This window comes from Dehalobacter sp., from assembly GCA_023667845.1.
Lineage (GTDB): Bacteria > Bacillota > Desulfitobacteriia > Desulfitobacteriales > Syntrophobotulaceae > Dehalobacter.
The window spans coordinates 1-15126 of record JAMPIU010000168.1; the positions used below are offsets into that span (position 1 = coordinate 1).

The 15126-nt window shown below is 45.2% G+C and carries 14 protein-coding genes; 8 read left to right on the plus strand and 6 right to left on the minus strand.

All coding sequences use genetic code 11. The annotated features are described in order from the left end of the window. Nucleotides 1-338 precede the first annotated feature (338 nt). Complete coding sequence (locus tag NC238_14520) at nt 339-1706, minus strand: germination protein YpeB (GenBank protein ID MCM1567121.1); 1368 nt, start codon at nt 1704-1706, stop codon at nt 339-341. Between the two features lie 10 nt (nt 1707-1716). Then, nucleotides 1717-2412 (minus strand): spore cortex-lytic enzyme, encoded by a 696-nt coding sequence (sleB, locus tag NC238_14525; GenBank protein MCM1567122.1) that lies wholly within the window; start codon nt 2410-2412, stop codon nt 1717-1719. Between the two features lie 139 nt (nt 2413-2551). Here sleB and NC238_14530 point away from each other — a divergent pair, with 139 nt between their 5' ends. From NC238_14530 to nifJ, 7 genes are all read left to right on the plus strand, one after another. Continuing rightward, complete coding sequence (locus NC238_14530) at nt 2552-3283, plus strand: FadR family transcriptional regulator (protein MCM1567123.1); 732 nt, start codon at nt 2552-2554, stop codon at nt 3281-3283. 217 nt (nt 3284-3500) lie between these two features. Then, complete coding sequence (locus NC238_14535) at nt 3501-3665, plus strand: rubredoxin (protein MCM1567124.1); 165 nt, start codon at nt 3501-3503, stop codon at nt 3663-3665. Nucleotides 3666-3855: 190 nt separating this feature from the next. Beyond that, the gene (locus NC238_14540; GenBank protein MCM1567125.1) at nt 3856-4560 is read left to right on the plus strand and encodes a response regulator transcription factor; all 705 of its coding nucleotides are present in this window, start codon (nt 3856-3858) and stop codon (nt 4558-4560) included. Next, entirely contained in the window at nt 4553-5959 is a 1407-nt protein-coding gene (locus NC238_14545) for a HAMP domain-containing histidine kinase (protein MCM1567126.1), read from the plus strand. The genes NC238_14540 and NC238_14545 overlap by 8 nt, the downstream gene beginning before the upstream one ends. 134 nt (nt 5960-6093) lie before the next feature. Beyond that, nucleotides 6094-6480, plus strand: a complete 387-nt coding sequence (locus tag NC238_14550; GenBank protein MCM1567127.1) for a hypothetical protein — start codon at nt 6094-6096, stop codon at nt 6478-6480. Between the two features lie 20 nt (nt 6481-6500). After that, complete coding sequence (locus tag NC238_14555; protein ID MCM1567128.1) at nt 6501-7061, plus strand: hypothetical protein; 561 nt, start codon at nt 6501-6503, stop codon at nt 7059-7061. A 265-nt stretch (nt 7062-7326) separates the two neighbouring features. Continuing rightward, a complete protein-coding gene (gene nifJ / locus NC238_14560; protein ID MCM1567129.1) occupies nt 7327-10872 on the plus strand; it encodes a pyruvate:ferredoxin (flavodoxin) oxidoreductase in 3546 nt (1181 codons plus the stop codon). A gap of 133 nt (nt 10873-11005) precedes the next feature. Here nifJ and NC238_14565 read toward each other — a convergent pair whose 3' ends face one another. The 4 genes from NC238_14565 to NC238_14580 form a co-directional block, all read right to left on the minus strand. Next, nucleotides 11006-11176 carry a DUF3787 domain-containing protein gene (locus NC238_14565; protein ID MCM1567130.1) on the minus strand — a complete coding sequence of 57 codons (171 nt, stop codon included), beginning with the start codon at nt 11174-11176 and terminating at the stop codon, nt 11006-11008. Nucleotides 11177-11191: 15 nt separating this feature from the next. After that, nucleotides 11192-11362 carry a hypothetical protein gene (locus NC238_14570; protein MCM1567131.1) on the minus strand — a complete coding sequence of 57 codons (171 nt, stop codon included), beginning with the start codon at nt 11360-11362 and terminating at the stop codon, nt 11192-11194. A gap of 117 nt (nt 11363-11479) precedes the next feature. Next, entirely contained in the window at nt 11480-13873 is a 2394-nt protein-coding gene (locus tag NC238_14575; GenBank protein ID MCM1567132.1) for a vitamin B12-dependent ribonucleotide reductase, read from the minus strand. Nucleotides 13874-14068: 195 nt separating this feature from the next. After that, a complete protein-coding gene (locus NC238_14580; GenBank protein ID MCM1567133.1) occupies nt 14069-14368 on the minus strand; it encodes a zinc-ribbon domain containing protein in 300 nt (99 codons plus the stop codon). A gap of 350 nt (nt 14369-14718) precedes the next feature. On the opposite strand from NC238_14580, the gene NC238_14585 reads away from it, so the two are divergent. Next, on the plus strand, nt 14719-14994 hold the full coding sequence (locus tag NC238_14585; protein ID MCM1567134.1) for a DUF1294 domain-containing protein: 276 nt from the start codon (nt 14719-14721) through the stop codon (nt 14992-14994). Nucleotides 14995-15126 lie beyond the last annotated feature (132 nt).

Below are 15126 nucleotides of genomic sequence, written 5' to 3' on the forward strand. Positions count from 1 at the left end.
ACCGATTTTGGAGAGCGTTTCACCAGCTAAGGTCAGGCATTCATTCTTTTTATAATCATAGATCTTTATATCCATACAATGAAGAATACCTAGAATTTCGCTGGGTTCGATCCCGTCAAACAGCGCACAGCTGCTCAATGGCTTCAGCCATTTTTCATACATGCCCCACACACCTCTGAATCAATTATCCTGTATCGTATCTTTCATTTTTGTCAGGATTTTTGTGGATATTTTAATACAAGAATTATAACCTTTTTGGCGGTGTATTTCCAGTAATTTACCGGCTGGTTAAGCTCTTTATTGGGAAAATTTATCATCATTTTTATACCAATTTTACCTTACTCCAGATATTCTCCTCGTGGAGTTTGGATAATCCGCTGGATTTTTTCCTCGTACCCACTGACCGCATTGATATAGATCATGAATTCCTCCCCGCCTTTTTTTACCCGGAATTCATAACAGAATGCTTCAGGCCAGCCGGGAAGGGATATGACGACCAGCCTGTACTCCTGGATGGAGACGTCAGAACGGAGACGAGATTTGGCCTGATCCATCGTGATTTCAGGCAGAAGCGTGCGTTTATGGTGAAACAGCCAGTACGATGTTGCATCATAACCTGTTATTCTGCCGTTGTCTTTGGCAACAATCAGCCGGATTTTATCAGGATAGATTCGAATGCCTTGTTCTTCAACGACTGCGTCCAGCTGTATCGTTCCGCCAAAATCATTGACTGAAGTCTGAACAAGATTCTTCCATCCAAGATTTTGTAAAGTTTTCAAGGCCCGAGATGCTGTATTGTCTGCATCAAATCGCTGCAGACCAAGCGCTCTTTCATCCCGGAAGTACGTGATTACACCGCCTTTTTTAGCTACGTCGACCGTGGTGCTGCTAAATTTAAAAACATAAACGCTGAAAGTACCGTTGGAGATGCCGGAAGACTGCGGATCAACGTTCGTATAGCCAAGGGTCTGCAAAAAATCAGTGGCTGCAGTTTTTGCTTCCTCCTCTGTTACGGTCTTTTCAGGAAGGCCAAGCGGTTCCGATACAAAATGCGTATCCGCCTGACCCTCATAAGAATATGGGGGATATTTCTGCAGGCTGGCATCAAGCTGCTCAAGCCCAGAGCTGACTGAGTCAGGGACTGTAGCAGCACCTTCTTCTCCAATGGCTGAAGCAGGAGCAGCATTGGAAAAATTAGTTGAAGCACTCCGCTTATTTTTACTGAGCCAGGAAATATTTTCTGTACTAAGACTGACATTGAGTTCTTGAACGGTCCGGTTAACAGAAATAAGCCTTTCCTGCATATTGGTCAGCGTTTTTTCCTGGGAAGCATTCATCTGCTCCCCTTTGGCAATCTGCTGCGTCATCAGATGGGCATATTCGCCGATTTGATTCAGAAACTGATCGACATAATTTAACCCGTATTCATCTGACGGCAGCAGAGAGAGATCCTTCACGGCCGTTTCACTCTGCTGCCAGGATTGGCTTAAATACAATACCTGCTGGGTCGGGGTCCCTGCAGCCCTGCTTTTGGCCAGAGTAGTTTCTAAACCGTCAAGGTGAGTCACCAGGTCGGCAAAAGATCTTTGATATTGGTTCTCGGCGGCGAGGTCCAAACTTTCAGCTCTTTGAAATTGATTCACCCCCCAGATCAGAGAGAGCGCGAGTCCCGCAGCTAAAGCCCACGGCCAAAATCTTTTCTTCATATTTTTCCTCCTAACGACAAAAGATGTGTTTGCCAATTTGAATAATTTGAGGTCGTGACCAGATATAATTGTTGCTTGTTTTGGCAGGGTTAAAAAAGAATAATGCTCCGTAGGCAGGGTCTGTTCCGTGTAACGCTTCATATACTGCGTTATAGGCCGAAGGAACAGGCTCATTCCAAATGGACCCGTCTGCCACTGGAGAAAAAGCACCAGGTTGGTAAATAACATCCGGAATCGTATTTGGAAATGAGGAACTTTGGACACGGTTTAACACAACGGAGGCAACGGCAATTTGCCCGCGATAGGGTTCTCCTTTAGCTTCGGCACTGACCAGTCGGGCTAAAAGATTAATATCCGAATTCTTATATCCAATCGCTGTGCCGCCTACTGTCACACTTTCCCCGGTCAAGCGTTTGAGCTCGCGTATGGTTCTGGTTCCGGCTATACCATCTGCGCCTAGTCCGTGTTCTTTTTGAAATAAACGGACCCTGGCCTCGGTTTGGCGTCCATAGATTCCGTCAATTGAACCGATCACATATCCCAGCATAGACAGCCTTTTTTGGAGTTCCGCTACCTCCGGCCCGCGGGATCCGCGTGAAAGATTGCGGTCTCCCAAGGCAGCATTGCTCAAGGAGGATGCACACAGCATGAGGGTCATCACTACAACAAGAATTCTTTTATACGTTGGATGGGGAGATAATGACATACAACCACCTCATGATTCTTTTTTTCCATAGTCTGGCTTAAGATACCGAATATTATCCACTTTCCCATATTTTGAAGTCATATGTTATAATACAATCGTATAACTATATTTTGTCGGATACCTGTAAGGGAGTATGGGCATGGATATCAAGCCGATCAAGAGCAGGAGAACTACAGAGATTATTCTTGAGCAGATCAAAAACTTTATGATTCAGGGTCAGCTGAATCCGGGTGATAAGCTACCGACAGAAAGTATTCTTGCCGAAAAGTTTGAAGTAAGCAGAACTTCGGTCAGGGAGGCATTATCAGCGCTGAGCCTGACGGGGATTCTCGATATCCGGCAGGGAGAGGGGATTTTCGTCAAACGTTCTCCATCCAATGCAGTGATTGAACCTCTAAGTTTTATTTTTTTGCTGGAAAATGATTTCGAAAAAATTATTGATGTCTGTATTGCTCTGGAGACCCAAGCCGTTGATCTTGTTGCCCGAAACAGGGATAACGACGATATTGCCACCATGCACAAGCTGTTTGAAAAGATGAAACAGGATCTGCCGGAAGGCAAAAATGTCCAGAAGGATGATGTCTCTTTTCATCTTGCTTTAGCCGGGATGTGCAAAAACCCGCTTCTGGAACGAATGGTTAATACCGCTCTGGATATATCCGGTCAGGTTTTGCGATCGACGTATCAGCAGTGGGTGCGGACCTATTATTTTGAAAACAGACAGATGCTTTATCAGGAACATCTGGAGATATTTCAGGCTGTGGAGAATAAGGATAACGAATCAGCTAACCGGCTGATGAATGCCCATCTTTCCAAAACCCAACAGGAACTGAAAAGATTTGAAAGAATTAGGAATATCCTGGAGTATTAAGTATGCCCGGTATGCATCTATTTCCTGATTGTAGTGCTGCTGTTTTACAAGCTGGATAAAGAGTATTCGCAAATCGTTCAGGATTTATGGACTGCCGCGCAGCTAAGAGAGTGCAGGAATAACCGCGAAAATTCAGTAAACATTTTAGTTGAAAGCCCCTTGTTTTCAAGAAAACCTCCGGTTATAATGAAAAAAATTGACAAAGGAGGCGCTTTAAATGCAAAAGTACGAATGTACAGTATGCGGTTATGTTTATGATCCGGCTGAAGGAGATCCGGATGCTAGGATTGCTCCCGGTACGGCTTTTGAAGATTTACCCGATGACTGGGTTTGTCCTTTGTGTGGGGCTGCGAAAGACGAATTCGAAGTTGCTGTTGAATAGAAGAATTGCGATTATTTTTTCACTTTGATTTTAAATAAAGACTGACCAGAGAGGATGTTATTCGGCATCCTCTTTTCATTTGAAAAACCATGACAGAATTGGAAAAAAACTGATATAATAGCATCAGGTATAGTTGTCTGGTCTATTGGCAATTTATTTTTCCTTTCCGAAGTGTGGGGGTGAACGATGGATGACAAGCATACTTGTCGTTGATGATGATCACAATATCTGCCAGCTGTTGGAACTTTATCTTTTGAATGAGGGATACCAGCTTTATATGGTTCATGATGGAAGCAGTGCGCTCGATGTCCTGCGAACAGAAAAAACAGATTTAGTGATTCTCGATATCATGCTGCCGGTCATTAACGGGTGGGAAGTCTGTAAAATGATCAGGCAGATCAGCTCTGTTCCGATCATTATGCTGACTGCCTGTGATTTGATGGAAGATAAGATCCAGGGGTTTGAACTTGGTGTCGATGATTATATTGTGAAGCCTTTTGAACCGAGAGAACTAGTGGCCAGGGTCAAAGCCAGACTAAAAAACGTTCAAGGAAATGAAACGAAGGATAGAGCAGATCAACAAGCCGAAACCAATGTTCTGAATATCGGAAATATCCAGGTGGATATGAACCGTTACGAGGCCAGACTGGAAGGCGAAAAAATAGAACTGAAGCCGAAAGAGATCCAGCTGCTGTATTTCCTTCTCAAGAACAGAAATATGGTTTTTACCAGAGATCAGCTGCTGGAAAAAGTATGGGGCTACTCATATGAAGGAGATACCCGGACTGTTGATGTTCATATCAACAAACTGAGAGAAAAACTGGAGGGTGTTTGTTCTAACTGCCGGATCAGTACCGTCTGGGGAGTAGGATACAAGCTGGAGATTGATGGTTAAGAAAACAATTTTCTCAAAACTGTTTTTTACCTATCTGATCTTGATCATTGCGGTGATGGCTGTCATTGCCGTTCTTCTCTCCTATGCGTTTAACAACTATGTATTCGGGGAAAAGCAGCAAGAAATGCGTGCCGCGGCAGCCGAAACGGTTCTGCTGCTCGGGAAGTATGAACAGGCCGAAATAACCTATTCGGAACTAAATGATTCGCTGGATATCCTGGGTTCGATGACGGGTTCACGGATTTATGCAATCCGGCTGAATGCGGAGGTTCTTGCGAATAAGAATCTGGTACTGGATAAGGAACTGCTGGATGCGTACCTGTTTGAAGATTTAAAAAGCATCCTGCAGGGCAAGGAAGTTTCCCGGAAAAAGCAATACTCGGACAGGTTTGCCGCAGATGTAGCCTTTTTAGGGGTCCCCTACGGCCAGGGTAATATGATTGAAGGAGCTATTTTGTTTTTTGCTCCGCTTGACGAAATCTACGCTTATATTCAAAAGATCAATATGATCATATGGTGTTCTGCGCTGGCGGCAGTTATCTTAAGCGGTATCATGATTTATCTGGCAGCCCTTAAAATTACCAGACCGTTGAAAATCATGGAAGAGGGAGCGATACAGCTGGCCGCCGGAGAGCAGATCAATGATTTGGCAGTTCATTCAGGTGATGAGCTGGAAAAGATGGCAAAAGCCTTCAATAATATGAAAAACCAAATCAGTGCGGCCGAAAAGATGCGGCGTGATTTTATGGCAAGTGTGTCTCACGATCTGAGAACTCCGCTGACATCGATCAACGGTTTTGTCCAGGGAATGCTGGATGGATTGGTAAAACCTCAGGACTATCCAAAGTATTTGAATATTATTAAAACAGAAACAAACCGTTTAATGGGGCTGACAGGTGAAATCCTGGAATCAGCGAAAATTCAGTCAGGGGAGATTACACTCGCCAGGAAGTATCTCCTGGTCGGGAATACCCTGGAGGAGATTCTGGAAAGCACAGGGATGAGGGAAAATCCTAAAAACATAGAGCTGATGATGGATTGTCCGGACGGACTGGAATTATACGCGGATCAGCATCGTTTTAAACAGATCCTGATCAATATCCTGGATAATGCGCTGAAATATACCGGAAAGAACGGAAAAATCAAACTGACTGTAACGCCGGAAGACGGCGGGATCAAATTGAGTGTTCAGGATAACGGGAAGGGAATCGCACCACAGGATCTGCCATTTATTTTTGAGAAATTCTACCGGGCAGATAAATCCCGGCAGGAGGTGGAAGGCGGAACCGGTCTTGGTCTTAACATCACCAAGATGCTGGTTGAGCAGCACGGCGGCAGAATTAGCGCTTCCAGCACCTATGGGCAGGGAACGGAGATTGTGATTTTTTTCCCTGGCTAATACCTAGAATTTTAAAAAGTACGGTTATAATTTTACGTATTATTTACAACTCATCTGTTTTGCTTTGATATTTTTTCTTTAAAATAAGGCTGTAGACCGATGGTCTGCCTGCCTGAAGTACCAGGAGGGTAGTGATGAAAGGTAGAGTGTTCTTAACGACATTCCTAATTCTTTCCTTTTTTGTCACGCTGAGCGGCTGCTCGGGCCAAACGGATCAATCGAAGAATTCCGAAGTGCCGCGAAACGGTGTTCAGACTGAAGACCAGCAATCCGCGAACAAAGACGATCAGGTGCAAAGTGATGGAGCAGGAATCGATGGAGCGGGAATTAACGGAACGGAAACAGACGGGATAGAAAACAAAGAGTCCGATAATCAAGAAATTTCGGTGGTCGCAAAATCAGGCACACGGTCGGCAGATGAAGAAAAAGAAGCTGTATTGGACGAGATTTCCAGAGAGCTTGATGAAATCATCAACACTGTGAATGCGATGGATGATATTGAAGAAAATGATCTGAAATAACATTGTGGGGAGGAAGCAATATGAAAAGAATAAAAGTTGTGCTGCTGGCTGTTATGAGTGTTTGCTTAATCCTTAACAGTGCGCTGGTTTTTGCCAAGACAGACAAAACAACGGATGGCACATCAAGTAAACAGAATTCCGAAAGCAACAAGCAGATGAATACTGAAGCTAAGAGTATTACTGTCCAGCAATGGCAGAAGGAACTCAAGCCCTTATTTGATGAAATCCGTGCCAATAAAACAGAGATGATTCATTTGCGCAATCAATTGATTCAGCTTCGCAATAATGCAGTTGCCAAGATTAATGATCTTAGACAACAGAATGAGAATCTGACCGATGAACAGATGGAAGCCCTGCTTGCTCCGCTGAAGAACTTTTTGCAGACGCTCAAGGAAGATAAAACTGAGATAGAAGGCCAGTTGGGCGACGTTCAGCAGCAAGTCGTTGATCTCAGAAAGACAAAAAAAGAACTGGATATTGCTCAGGCCAAAATAACGCTGCATAATATTATTATGGTACAGGAACAAAGGATTACGGCGCTGAAAGCGACGATTGAAGATTTAGAGGATTTTCTGGATTAGACATTCTCAGTAATGTCTGATGAAAGATCAAAAATGAGATTAACTATAAGCCTTTGAGATACTGCTAATAGTAACGCACTATTGGCAGTGTTTTTTTTGTAATTTTTTGCAAATTTGACTGGTTTGCACTTCTGTGCATTTTTCGCTGGAAAGTATCAATAATATAGATCATAAAGCTTAGTACCGAGTTGACGAGGTACTGGATCATCAATTTAATAACAGATCACAAATATGGATCAAGCTTAAGCTAAAAGGAGGTTTTTTGATGCCAATGAAAATGGCCACGATGGATGGCAATGAAGCTGCAGCACTGGCGTCCTATGCCCTGACTGAGGTTGCCACCATCTTTCCGATCACTCCGTCATCTCCGATGGCCGAAGGTGTTGATGAATGGTCGGCGCACGGTAAAAAGAATATTTTCGGTCAGCCTGTAAAAGTGGTGGAAATGGAATCCGAGGCAGGTGCTGCGGGAGCCCTTCACGGATCGCTCGCTTCAGGAGCGCTGACAACGACTTACACCGCTTCTCAGGGTCTGCTGCTGATGATACCGAATATGTACAAGCTTGCCGGGGAACTATTGCCGGCCGTATTTCATGTCAGCGCGAGAGCGTTGGCGACCCATGCACTGTCCATCTTTGGTGATCATCAGGATGTCATGGCCTGTCGGCAGACGGGTTTTGCGCTGTTGGCATCAACCAATGTCCAGGAAGCACATGATTTTGGATATGTTGCTCATCTGAGCGCCATCCAATCCAGAATCCCGTTTCTGCATTTTTTTGACGGATTTCGTACTTCGCATGAATATCAAAAAATTAACTTGATCGAACAGGGGGAGATCCGGGAAATTGTAGACGATCAGGCACTCCAGAATTTCAGAGATCATTCCTTAAATCCTGAACATCCTGTGGTAAAAGGATCTACGCAGAATCCGGATGTCTATTTTCAGTTCAGAGAAGTTTCCAATCCGTTTTATGAAAAGGTTCCGGATATCGTGGAAGGCTACCTGCGGGAAATAGAAAGAATTTCGGGACGGGCCTATCACCCGTTTAATTATTACGGAGTACCTGATGCCGAGAACATCATTGTGACGATGGGGTCAGTCTGCGACACCGTTGAAGAGACAATTGATGTTCTTCAGAAGAGAGGCGAAAAGGTCGGGATGGTGATTGTTCATCTTTACAGGCCATTCTCGGCAAAATATTTCTTTGATGTGCTGCCCGCTTCCGTTAAAAAAATTGCAGTTTTGGACCGTACCAAGGAGCCGGGAGCTTTAGGCGAACCACTTTACCTTGATATTCTGGAATTATTCAGGCACACCTCGGATAGGAATTCAAAACAAGCAGCCCATCAGCCGATTATCGTGGGGGGAAGGTACGGACTGGGGTCCAAAGATACAACGCCGTCTCAGATTCTGGCGGTATATCAAAACCTGAAACAGGACAAACCAAAGAATCATTTTACAATTGGGATTGCGGATGATGTCTCCGATACTTCTTTGCCGGAGGGTGAATGGATGGATGCGACTCCGGAAGGGACTATTAGCTGCAAGTTTTTGGGGCTGGGTTCCGACGGGACTGTCGGAGCAAACAAATCAGCCGTAAAGATTATCGGGGACAATACTGACCTTTATGTCCAGGCCTATTTTTCCTATGACAGCAAAAAATCAGGAGGGACAACGGTTTCCCACCTCAGATTCGGCAGAAGTCCAATTAAGTCCCGCTATTTGGTCTTCAGCGCAGATTACATTGCCTGCCATAATCAATCGTTCATTTACCATTATGATCTCCTGAAAGGAATCAAAAAAAATGGCACTTTTGTTTTGAATTGCCCGTGGAAGAGCCTTCATGAACTTGAAGAGCATCTTCCGGCATACCTGAAGAAAACGATCTTTCAAAACAACATCCATTTCTATGTCATAGACGCAATTGATATTGCTTCGCAGATTGGCCTGGGTGGACGGATCAATATGGTGATGCAGGCCGTATTCTTTAAGCTGGCGAATGTCATACCGATTGAAGATGCCGTCCGGTATCTGAAAAATTCGATCGAAAAAACCTACGGCCGGAAAGGGCAGAAGATCGTTGAAATGAACAAAGCCGCCGTAGATCAAGGCATCAGCCGGGTTATCCGTATTGAGGCGCCTGCTTCCTGGGAGAGTGCCCAGGATCAAAAAACGGAGCTCAAAGAAGAACCCGAATTTATCAAGAAAATTCAGAGGCCAATTGCGCGCTCTGAGGGAGATGAGCTTCCTGTCAGTACCTTTTTGGGGATGGAGGACGGGAGCACGCCTCTCGGGACAACAGCCTATGAAAAGCGCGGTATTGCAGTCCAAATTCCAGAATGGCAGATAGACAAATGTATTCAGTGCAATCAGTGCGCCTATATTTGTCCGCATGCGACGGTCAGACCCTTTTTATTGGATGATCAGGAAAAAGCCCAGGCACCGGAGACGTTTATAACGAAGGAAGCTGCCGGAAAAGGACTGGAGGGTCTGCATTACCGTATACAGATTGCCCCTCTGGACTGTACAGGCTGTATGAACTGTGCCGACATTTGTCCTGCTCCGGGAAAAGCATTAATCATGAAACCAGCCGAACACGAAATCGAAATGGAAGCGGAAAACTGGGAATATGCGTTATCCATTCGGACCAAGGAAGACCGTATGGACCGCAATACCTTAAAAGGAAGCCAGTTTATCCGTCCTCTTCTGGAGTTTAACGGTGCCTGCCCGGGCTGCGGGGAAACGTCATATGTCAAACTGCTGACTCAGCTCTTCGGTGAACGTATGATGATTGCGAATGCGACAGGCTGTTCCTCGATCTGGGGAGGAAGTTACCCTTCCATTCCATATACGACCAATGCCGAGGGCAGAGGACCGGCTTGGGCCAATTCACTTTTTGAAAATAACGCGGAGTACGGATACGGCATGTACCTCGGCGCTTTGCAGATCAGAGAAAGAATTTCCACCCTGATGCAGGAAGCCCTGATAATGGAACTGTCCGAAGAAATCAAGACTGCTTTCAGAGAATGGCTCGATGCGTACCATGACGGAGAAAGGTCGCTGGCTGTCTCCGTCAAAGTGCTTCAGGCATTGAACAGCAATGCTACACCGAGTCATCCGGTCATCAGTGAAATATTGAAGAGAAAGGACTATCTCGTCAAACGCTCGGTATGGGCAATCGGCGGGGACGGCTGGGCGTATGATATCGGCTATAACGGTGTTGATCATGTCCTGGCCAGTGGGGACGATGTAAATCTGTTGGTTATGGATACGGAGGTCTATTCCAATACAGGCGGGCAGTCCTCCAAAGCGACCCCGACGGCCGCGATTGCCAAGTTTGCCGCCGCAGGCAAAAAGATCCGGAAAAAGGATCTTGGCATGATGGCGATGTCCTATGGCTATGTTTACGTCGCTCAGATTGCAATGGGCGCGAATATGATTCAGACGATCAAGGCGATTACAGAGGCTGAAAGATATCACGGACCGTCCCTGATCATTGCCTATTCCACCTGCTTCAACCATGGCCTTAGAAACGGGATGGGGATGAGCCTGGCCCAGCAAAAAAAAGCAGTAGAGGCAGGATACTGGCATCTTTACAGGTACAATCCGGATCTTAAGCAGCAGGGTAAAAATCCGTTTATCCTCGATTCCAAAGAACCCAAAGGAAACTTTAAAGAATTCCTGGAAAGCGAGATCCGTTATGCTTCTTTGAAAAACGTTTTCCCTGAGATTGCCGAAGACATGTTTAGCTTGGCGGAACAACATGCTGCTGAACGTTATGAGAGCTACCGCAGGCTGGCCAAGGAATAAAAGAAGAAGGGTGTTGCAAAATTACTTTTTCTAGTTGCAACACCCCTCTTTTTGTTACCTGATGCTAAACATCAGATTCACTGCAAAGATTAATACCGTAATACCTGTCAACACGAACAAATTCTCGTACAGATTATTTTTCGTTGGAATCCACATATTCTTTGGCATTGCGAACTTCAAGTTCTCCGGGAATGCCTACATTTGATACAGGCTTCTTTGTTTCAAAGCGGCTGTCCCAGGCAGCGGTAGTATGTTTCTCAACAGGGTTCGCCATAAAAGTTTCCTTCTTTTTATTACTGGCCACTTTTCTATTCCTCCGCTACGCTTTATCCGGGTGCTGTCTTCTATCTTCAGCCATCCGGCCAATCGCCTGCGGACTGGCAAAAGCAATCGAGCCTGCCGGCATCGGATGAGTGTTGTTCAGGTGACCCCAAGCAAGCGAGTTATTGGTTGTCAATACTTCTTTGACTTTGCGTCTGTCTTTCGCCATCGCGTGATTCACCTCACCAAGAATTATTCGCTGCCTGTAGTTTTTGATATTTATTAGAAAAAAATACGCAGTCATCATTGGAAAATGATGACTGCGTATTTTTTAAAAGTCGTTATTTTACCCGCATTTGGAATAGCCGCAGTGGATGCAGACCATGCAGCCGCCTTCGTGATTCACGGGCATTCCGCATTCAGGGCAGGCATTGTCGATCGCGACGGCGGCCTGAGCTTTTTTTATTACGGCTTTTTCAGCTTTCTTCAAATCATCCGAAAGGACAGGTTCTTCTGTTTTATTGCGATTGATAATCGCAGAATTGCCGTTTACACCGATATCCTTATACTTTTTGATTACCCGCGAGATTGCATCCGGGCACGAGGTGACATTGACACCTTCTCTTCGGATGCAGGCGGGGCAGCGGATTCCACGGATCTGCTCTATGATAGCATCAACAGAGATGCCCGAACGCATCGCGATCGAGACTAGGCGGGAGGTTGCTTCCGATTGGGAAGAACAGCCGCCGGCTCTTCCCGTATTGGTAAACACTTCACAGATACTGGTTTCATCGGCGTTTACGCTAACATAGAGATTACCGCAACCAATTTTAATCTTTTCAGTGACGCCGACAGTCACCGGCGGGCGGGGTCTCGGCTTGATGGTAGGCATCGGTGCAGAAGCGGTTGTTTCAGATTCAGCGGTGGTCTTGGGCTTTGCAGTCGTCTCAGGTTCAGCTGTGGCTTTGAAATCAGCCGCCGGATTTGCAGTTTCTTTCGTTCCGGCAGACAGCACCTGCTGTTCACGGCTGCCGTCCCGATAGACCGTAATTCCTTTGCAGCCAAGCTCAAAGGCTAGGCGAAACGCTTCGGCAACATCTTCGCAGGTAGCTGTATTTGCAAAATTAATAGTTTTGGAAACCGCATTATCCGTATATTTTTGAAAAGCAGCCTGAATTCGGATATGCCATTCAGGAGAGATCTCCTGCGCGGTAACAAAGACCTTCTGCACCCATTCCGGGACTTCCGGCAAACCGAAGACGTTACCTCGTTCGGCAATTTTGGCCATAAGCTCTTTTGAGTAAAAGCCATACTTATGCGCATAATCTTCAAAAAGCGGGTTGACCTCAATCAGCGCCGTACCGTCCATGACCGTTTTAGTATAGGCCACGGCAAAGAGCGGCTCCACGCCGCTGGAAGCACCGCAGATCATCGATATCGTCCCTGTCGGGGCAACCGTAGTCAGTGTAGCATTGCGTAATTCGATCTTGCCGTCATAAATGGAACCCTGATAATTAGGAAAGGTACCGCGTTCCATGGCCAGTCGCTGGGACTCTATACGGGATTCGGTACGGATGAATTCCATAATCTTTTCGGCGAAGGCTGTACTTTCTTCGGAAATATAGGATGTCTGTAAAAGAATCATCAAATCTGCAAAACCCATAACACCCAGGCCAATTTTCCGGTTTCCTTTGACCATTTCTTCGATTACGGGAAGAGGATATTGGTTGACATCAATCACATCATCGAGAAAACGGGTCGCGAGCCTTGTGACATAGCCCAAACGCTCCCAGTCAATTACGGTCTTTCCGTCCTTTTCTGCCGCCATAAGCTTTAAATTAATGGAGCCAAGATTGCATGCTTCATTGGGGAGTAAGGGTTGTTCGCCACAGGGGTTGGTAGCCTCAATCACGCCAATATGCGGCGTCGGATTATCGCGGTTCATCCGGTCAATAAAGATCATGCCCGGTTCACCGTTCCGCCAAGCGTGGTCAACAATTTTAGCGAAGACTTGTTTGGCGGGGAGCTTGCCTGCCGACTTTCCAGAGTGAGGGTCAATCAGGTCATATTCCGTGTCATTTTCCACAGCTTTCATAAATGATTCCGTTACAGCAACCGAAACATTGAAATTGTTAATATCCCGGTTATCTTCTTTGCAGCTGATAAATTCCAGAATATCCGGGTGGTCGATCCGAAGAATGCCCATGTTGGCGCCGCGTCTTGTTCCTCCTTGCTTGACAGCTTCCGTAGCGGCATTAAAGACTTTCATAAACGAAACAGGACCGGAAGCAACCCCTCCGGTAGAACGCACTGTGCTGTTCTTCTGGCGCAGCCGGGAAAAGTTAAAGCCTGTTCCGCCGCCTGACTTATGGATGATTGCTGCATGTTTCAGTGCATCAAAGATATCCTCCATACTGTCCCCGACCGGCAAAACAAAGCAGGCACTTAACTGTCCAAGGTCACGCCCGGCGTTCATCAGTGTCGGCGAATTCGGCATAAACTCCAAATTAGCCATGACGGTGTAAAATTCTTTGGTCAAATGCTGAATTTCCTGCGGATTCTTACCATACTTTTCTTCAGCGCCGGCAATGACCGAAGCAACCCGGTAAAACATCGCTTCCGGCGTCTCGCATTTTTGGTCATTTTCCTGCTTCAAATATCTCCGTTCCAGGACAACTCTGGCATTCGGCGAAAGATTGGCTTTGGGCCACTTTTTCCAAACTTCCGTATTGTTACGCAACGTTTATACCTCCAAAGTTCATTCGGACTGTAAATCCGGTTAGCAAACTACAAGTAGTGCTATATAAAGTTTACCGATACTATATCTGGTAGTCAAGGGGGTTAAGTGGAAAAATTAATCATAAAAAAATAAATAGGCTCTCAAAACAAAAACCCCCCCGGGTAAGATACCCGGAAGGGTCTGATAACAATTAAATTACCAGTTGTTTCTGGAGCGGGGTTGGTAGCAATCCCGGCAATAAACAGGTTTGTCACCAGTAGGTTGGAAAGGTACTGTGGTTTCTTTGCCACAAGCAGAACAAACAGCAGGGAACATTTCACGTTGAGGGCGTGAATAGCCACCATTTCTGCTCTGTGCTTTTCTTGCTGAACGGCATTCGGGGCAGCGGCCTGGTTCGTTCGTGAATCCTTTTTCAGCGTAGAATTCCTGCTCGGATGCAGAAAAAGTGAATTCACGGCCACAGTCTTTACAACTTAGTGTTTTGTCATTATACATAAATGACCTCCTAGATTTATTACCCGCCTCATTGGAAGTTGATTCGACATCTTCCCTGAGCCTGAGGCAGTCGAGAAGGTCTTCTAATCCCTCAAATATTAACGAGCAATACTTAGTATAACTAAAAAAATACAAATTGTCAAAACAAAGTATAAAGTATTCTGTCTGATTTTTCAAACTTCTCAGTATTTTTTCTATTAATCTTTATGTTTTGTCCTATAATCTTTATATTTTGTCCTATTTAGTCCTAATATCTTTCCAAGCATTTCTCTGCGTATTTTTTTCCTGTCTCATTCATGGTATGATTTTGGTCATAAATGGTTTTTGACTGAGCAAGGGAGGCTGCAGATATGGAATATATCTGGCTTATATGGGGATACATTGTCCTTGTAAATATTTATGGTTTTTCCGTTATGGGGTGGGATAAATATAAGGCTAAATGGGGAGGCCGGCGGGTCCCTGAACGTCGTTTCTTTCTTACAGGACTGATATTTGGTGCTCCGGGGATCTATCTGGCCATGCGTTTCTTCCGGCACAAAACCAAGCATAAGGCCTTTGTATGCGGTATCCCTGTTCTGATCATATTGAATATATCTGTTCTTGTCTATTTTCTGCAAAAATTTTAGAGAAAAAATTGTAGAGATTCCAAGGATAAACATTTTTTATCTAGAATTTCCCATAAGAATAAGGTATATTAAGATATAGTGGCTGGCTGACCGGAAATTTCCTCATTAATAAGCAGTTGATTTGTGAAAGAT

Coding starts and splice junctions, on each gene's coding strand:
- NC238_14530 (MCM1567123.1), top strand. CDS start 2,552: ATGGATATCAAGCCGATCAAGAGCAGGAGAACTACAGAGATTATTCTT.
- NC238_14540 (MCM1567125.1), top strand. CDS start 3,856: ATGACAAGCATACTTGTCGTTGATGATGATCACAATATCTGCCAGCTG.
- nifJ (MCM1567129.1), top strand. CDS start 7,327: ATGCCAATGAAAATGGCCACGATGGATGGCAATGAAGCTGCAGCACTG.
- NC238_14585 (MCM1567134.1), top strand. CDS start 14,719: ATGGAATATATCTGGCTTATATGGGGATACATTGTCCTTGTAAATATT.
- NC238_14535 (MCM1567124.1), top strand. CDS start 3,501: ATGCAAAAGTACGAATGTACAGTATGCGGTTATGTTTATGATCCGGCT.
- sleB (MCM1567122.1), bottom strand. CDS start 2,412: ATGTCATTATCTCCCCATCCAACGTATAAAAGAATTCTTGTTGTAGTG.
- NC238_14580 (MCM1567133.1), bottom strand. CDS start 14,368: ATGTATAATGACAAAACACTAAGTTGTAAAGACTGTGGCCGTGAATTC.
- NC238_14545 (MCM1567126.1), top strand. CDS start 4,553: ATGGTTAAGAAAACAATTTTCTCAAAACTGTTTTTTACCTATCTGATC.
- NC238_14550 (MCM1567127.1), top strand. CDS start 6,094: ATGAAAGGTAGAGTGTTCTTAACGACATTCCTAATTCTTTCCTTTTTT.
- NC238_14520 (MCM1567121.1), bottom strand. CDS start 1,706: ATGAAGAAAAGATTTTGGCCGTGGGCTTTAGCTGCGGGACTCGCGCTC.
- NC238_14555 (MCM1567128.1), top strand. CDS start 6,501: ATGAAAAGAATAAAAGTTGTGCTGCTGGCTGTTATGAGTGTTTGCTTA.
- NC238_14570 (MCM1567131.1), bottom strand. CDS start 11,362: ATGGCGAAAGACAGACGCAAAGTCAAAGAAGTATTGACAACCAATAAC.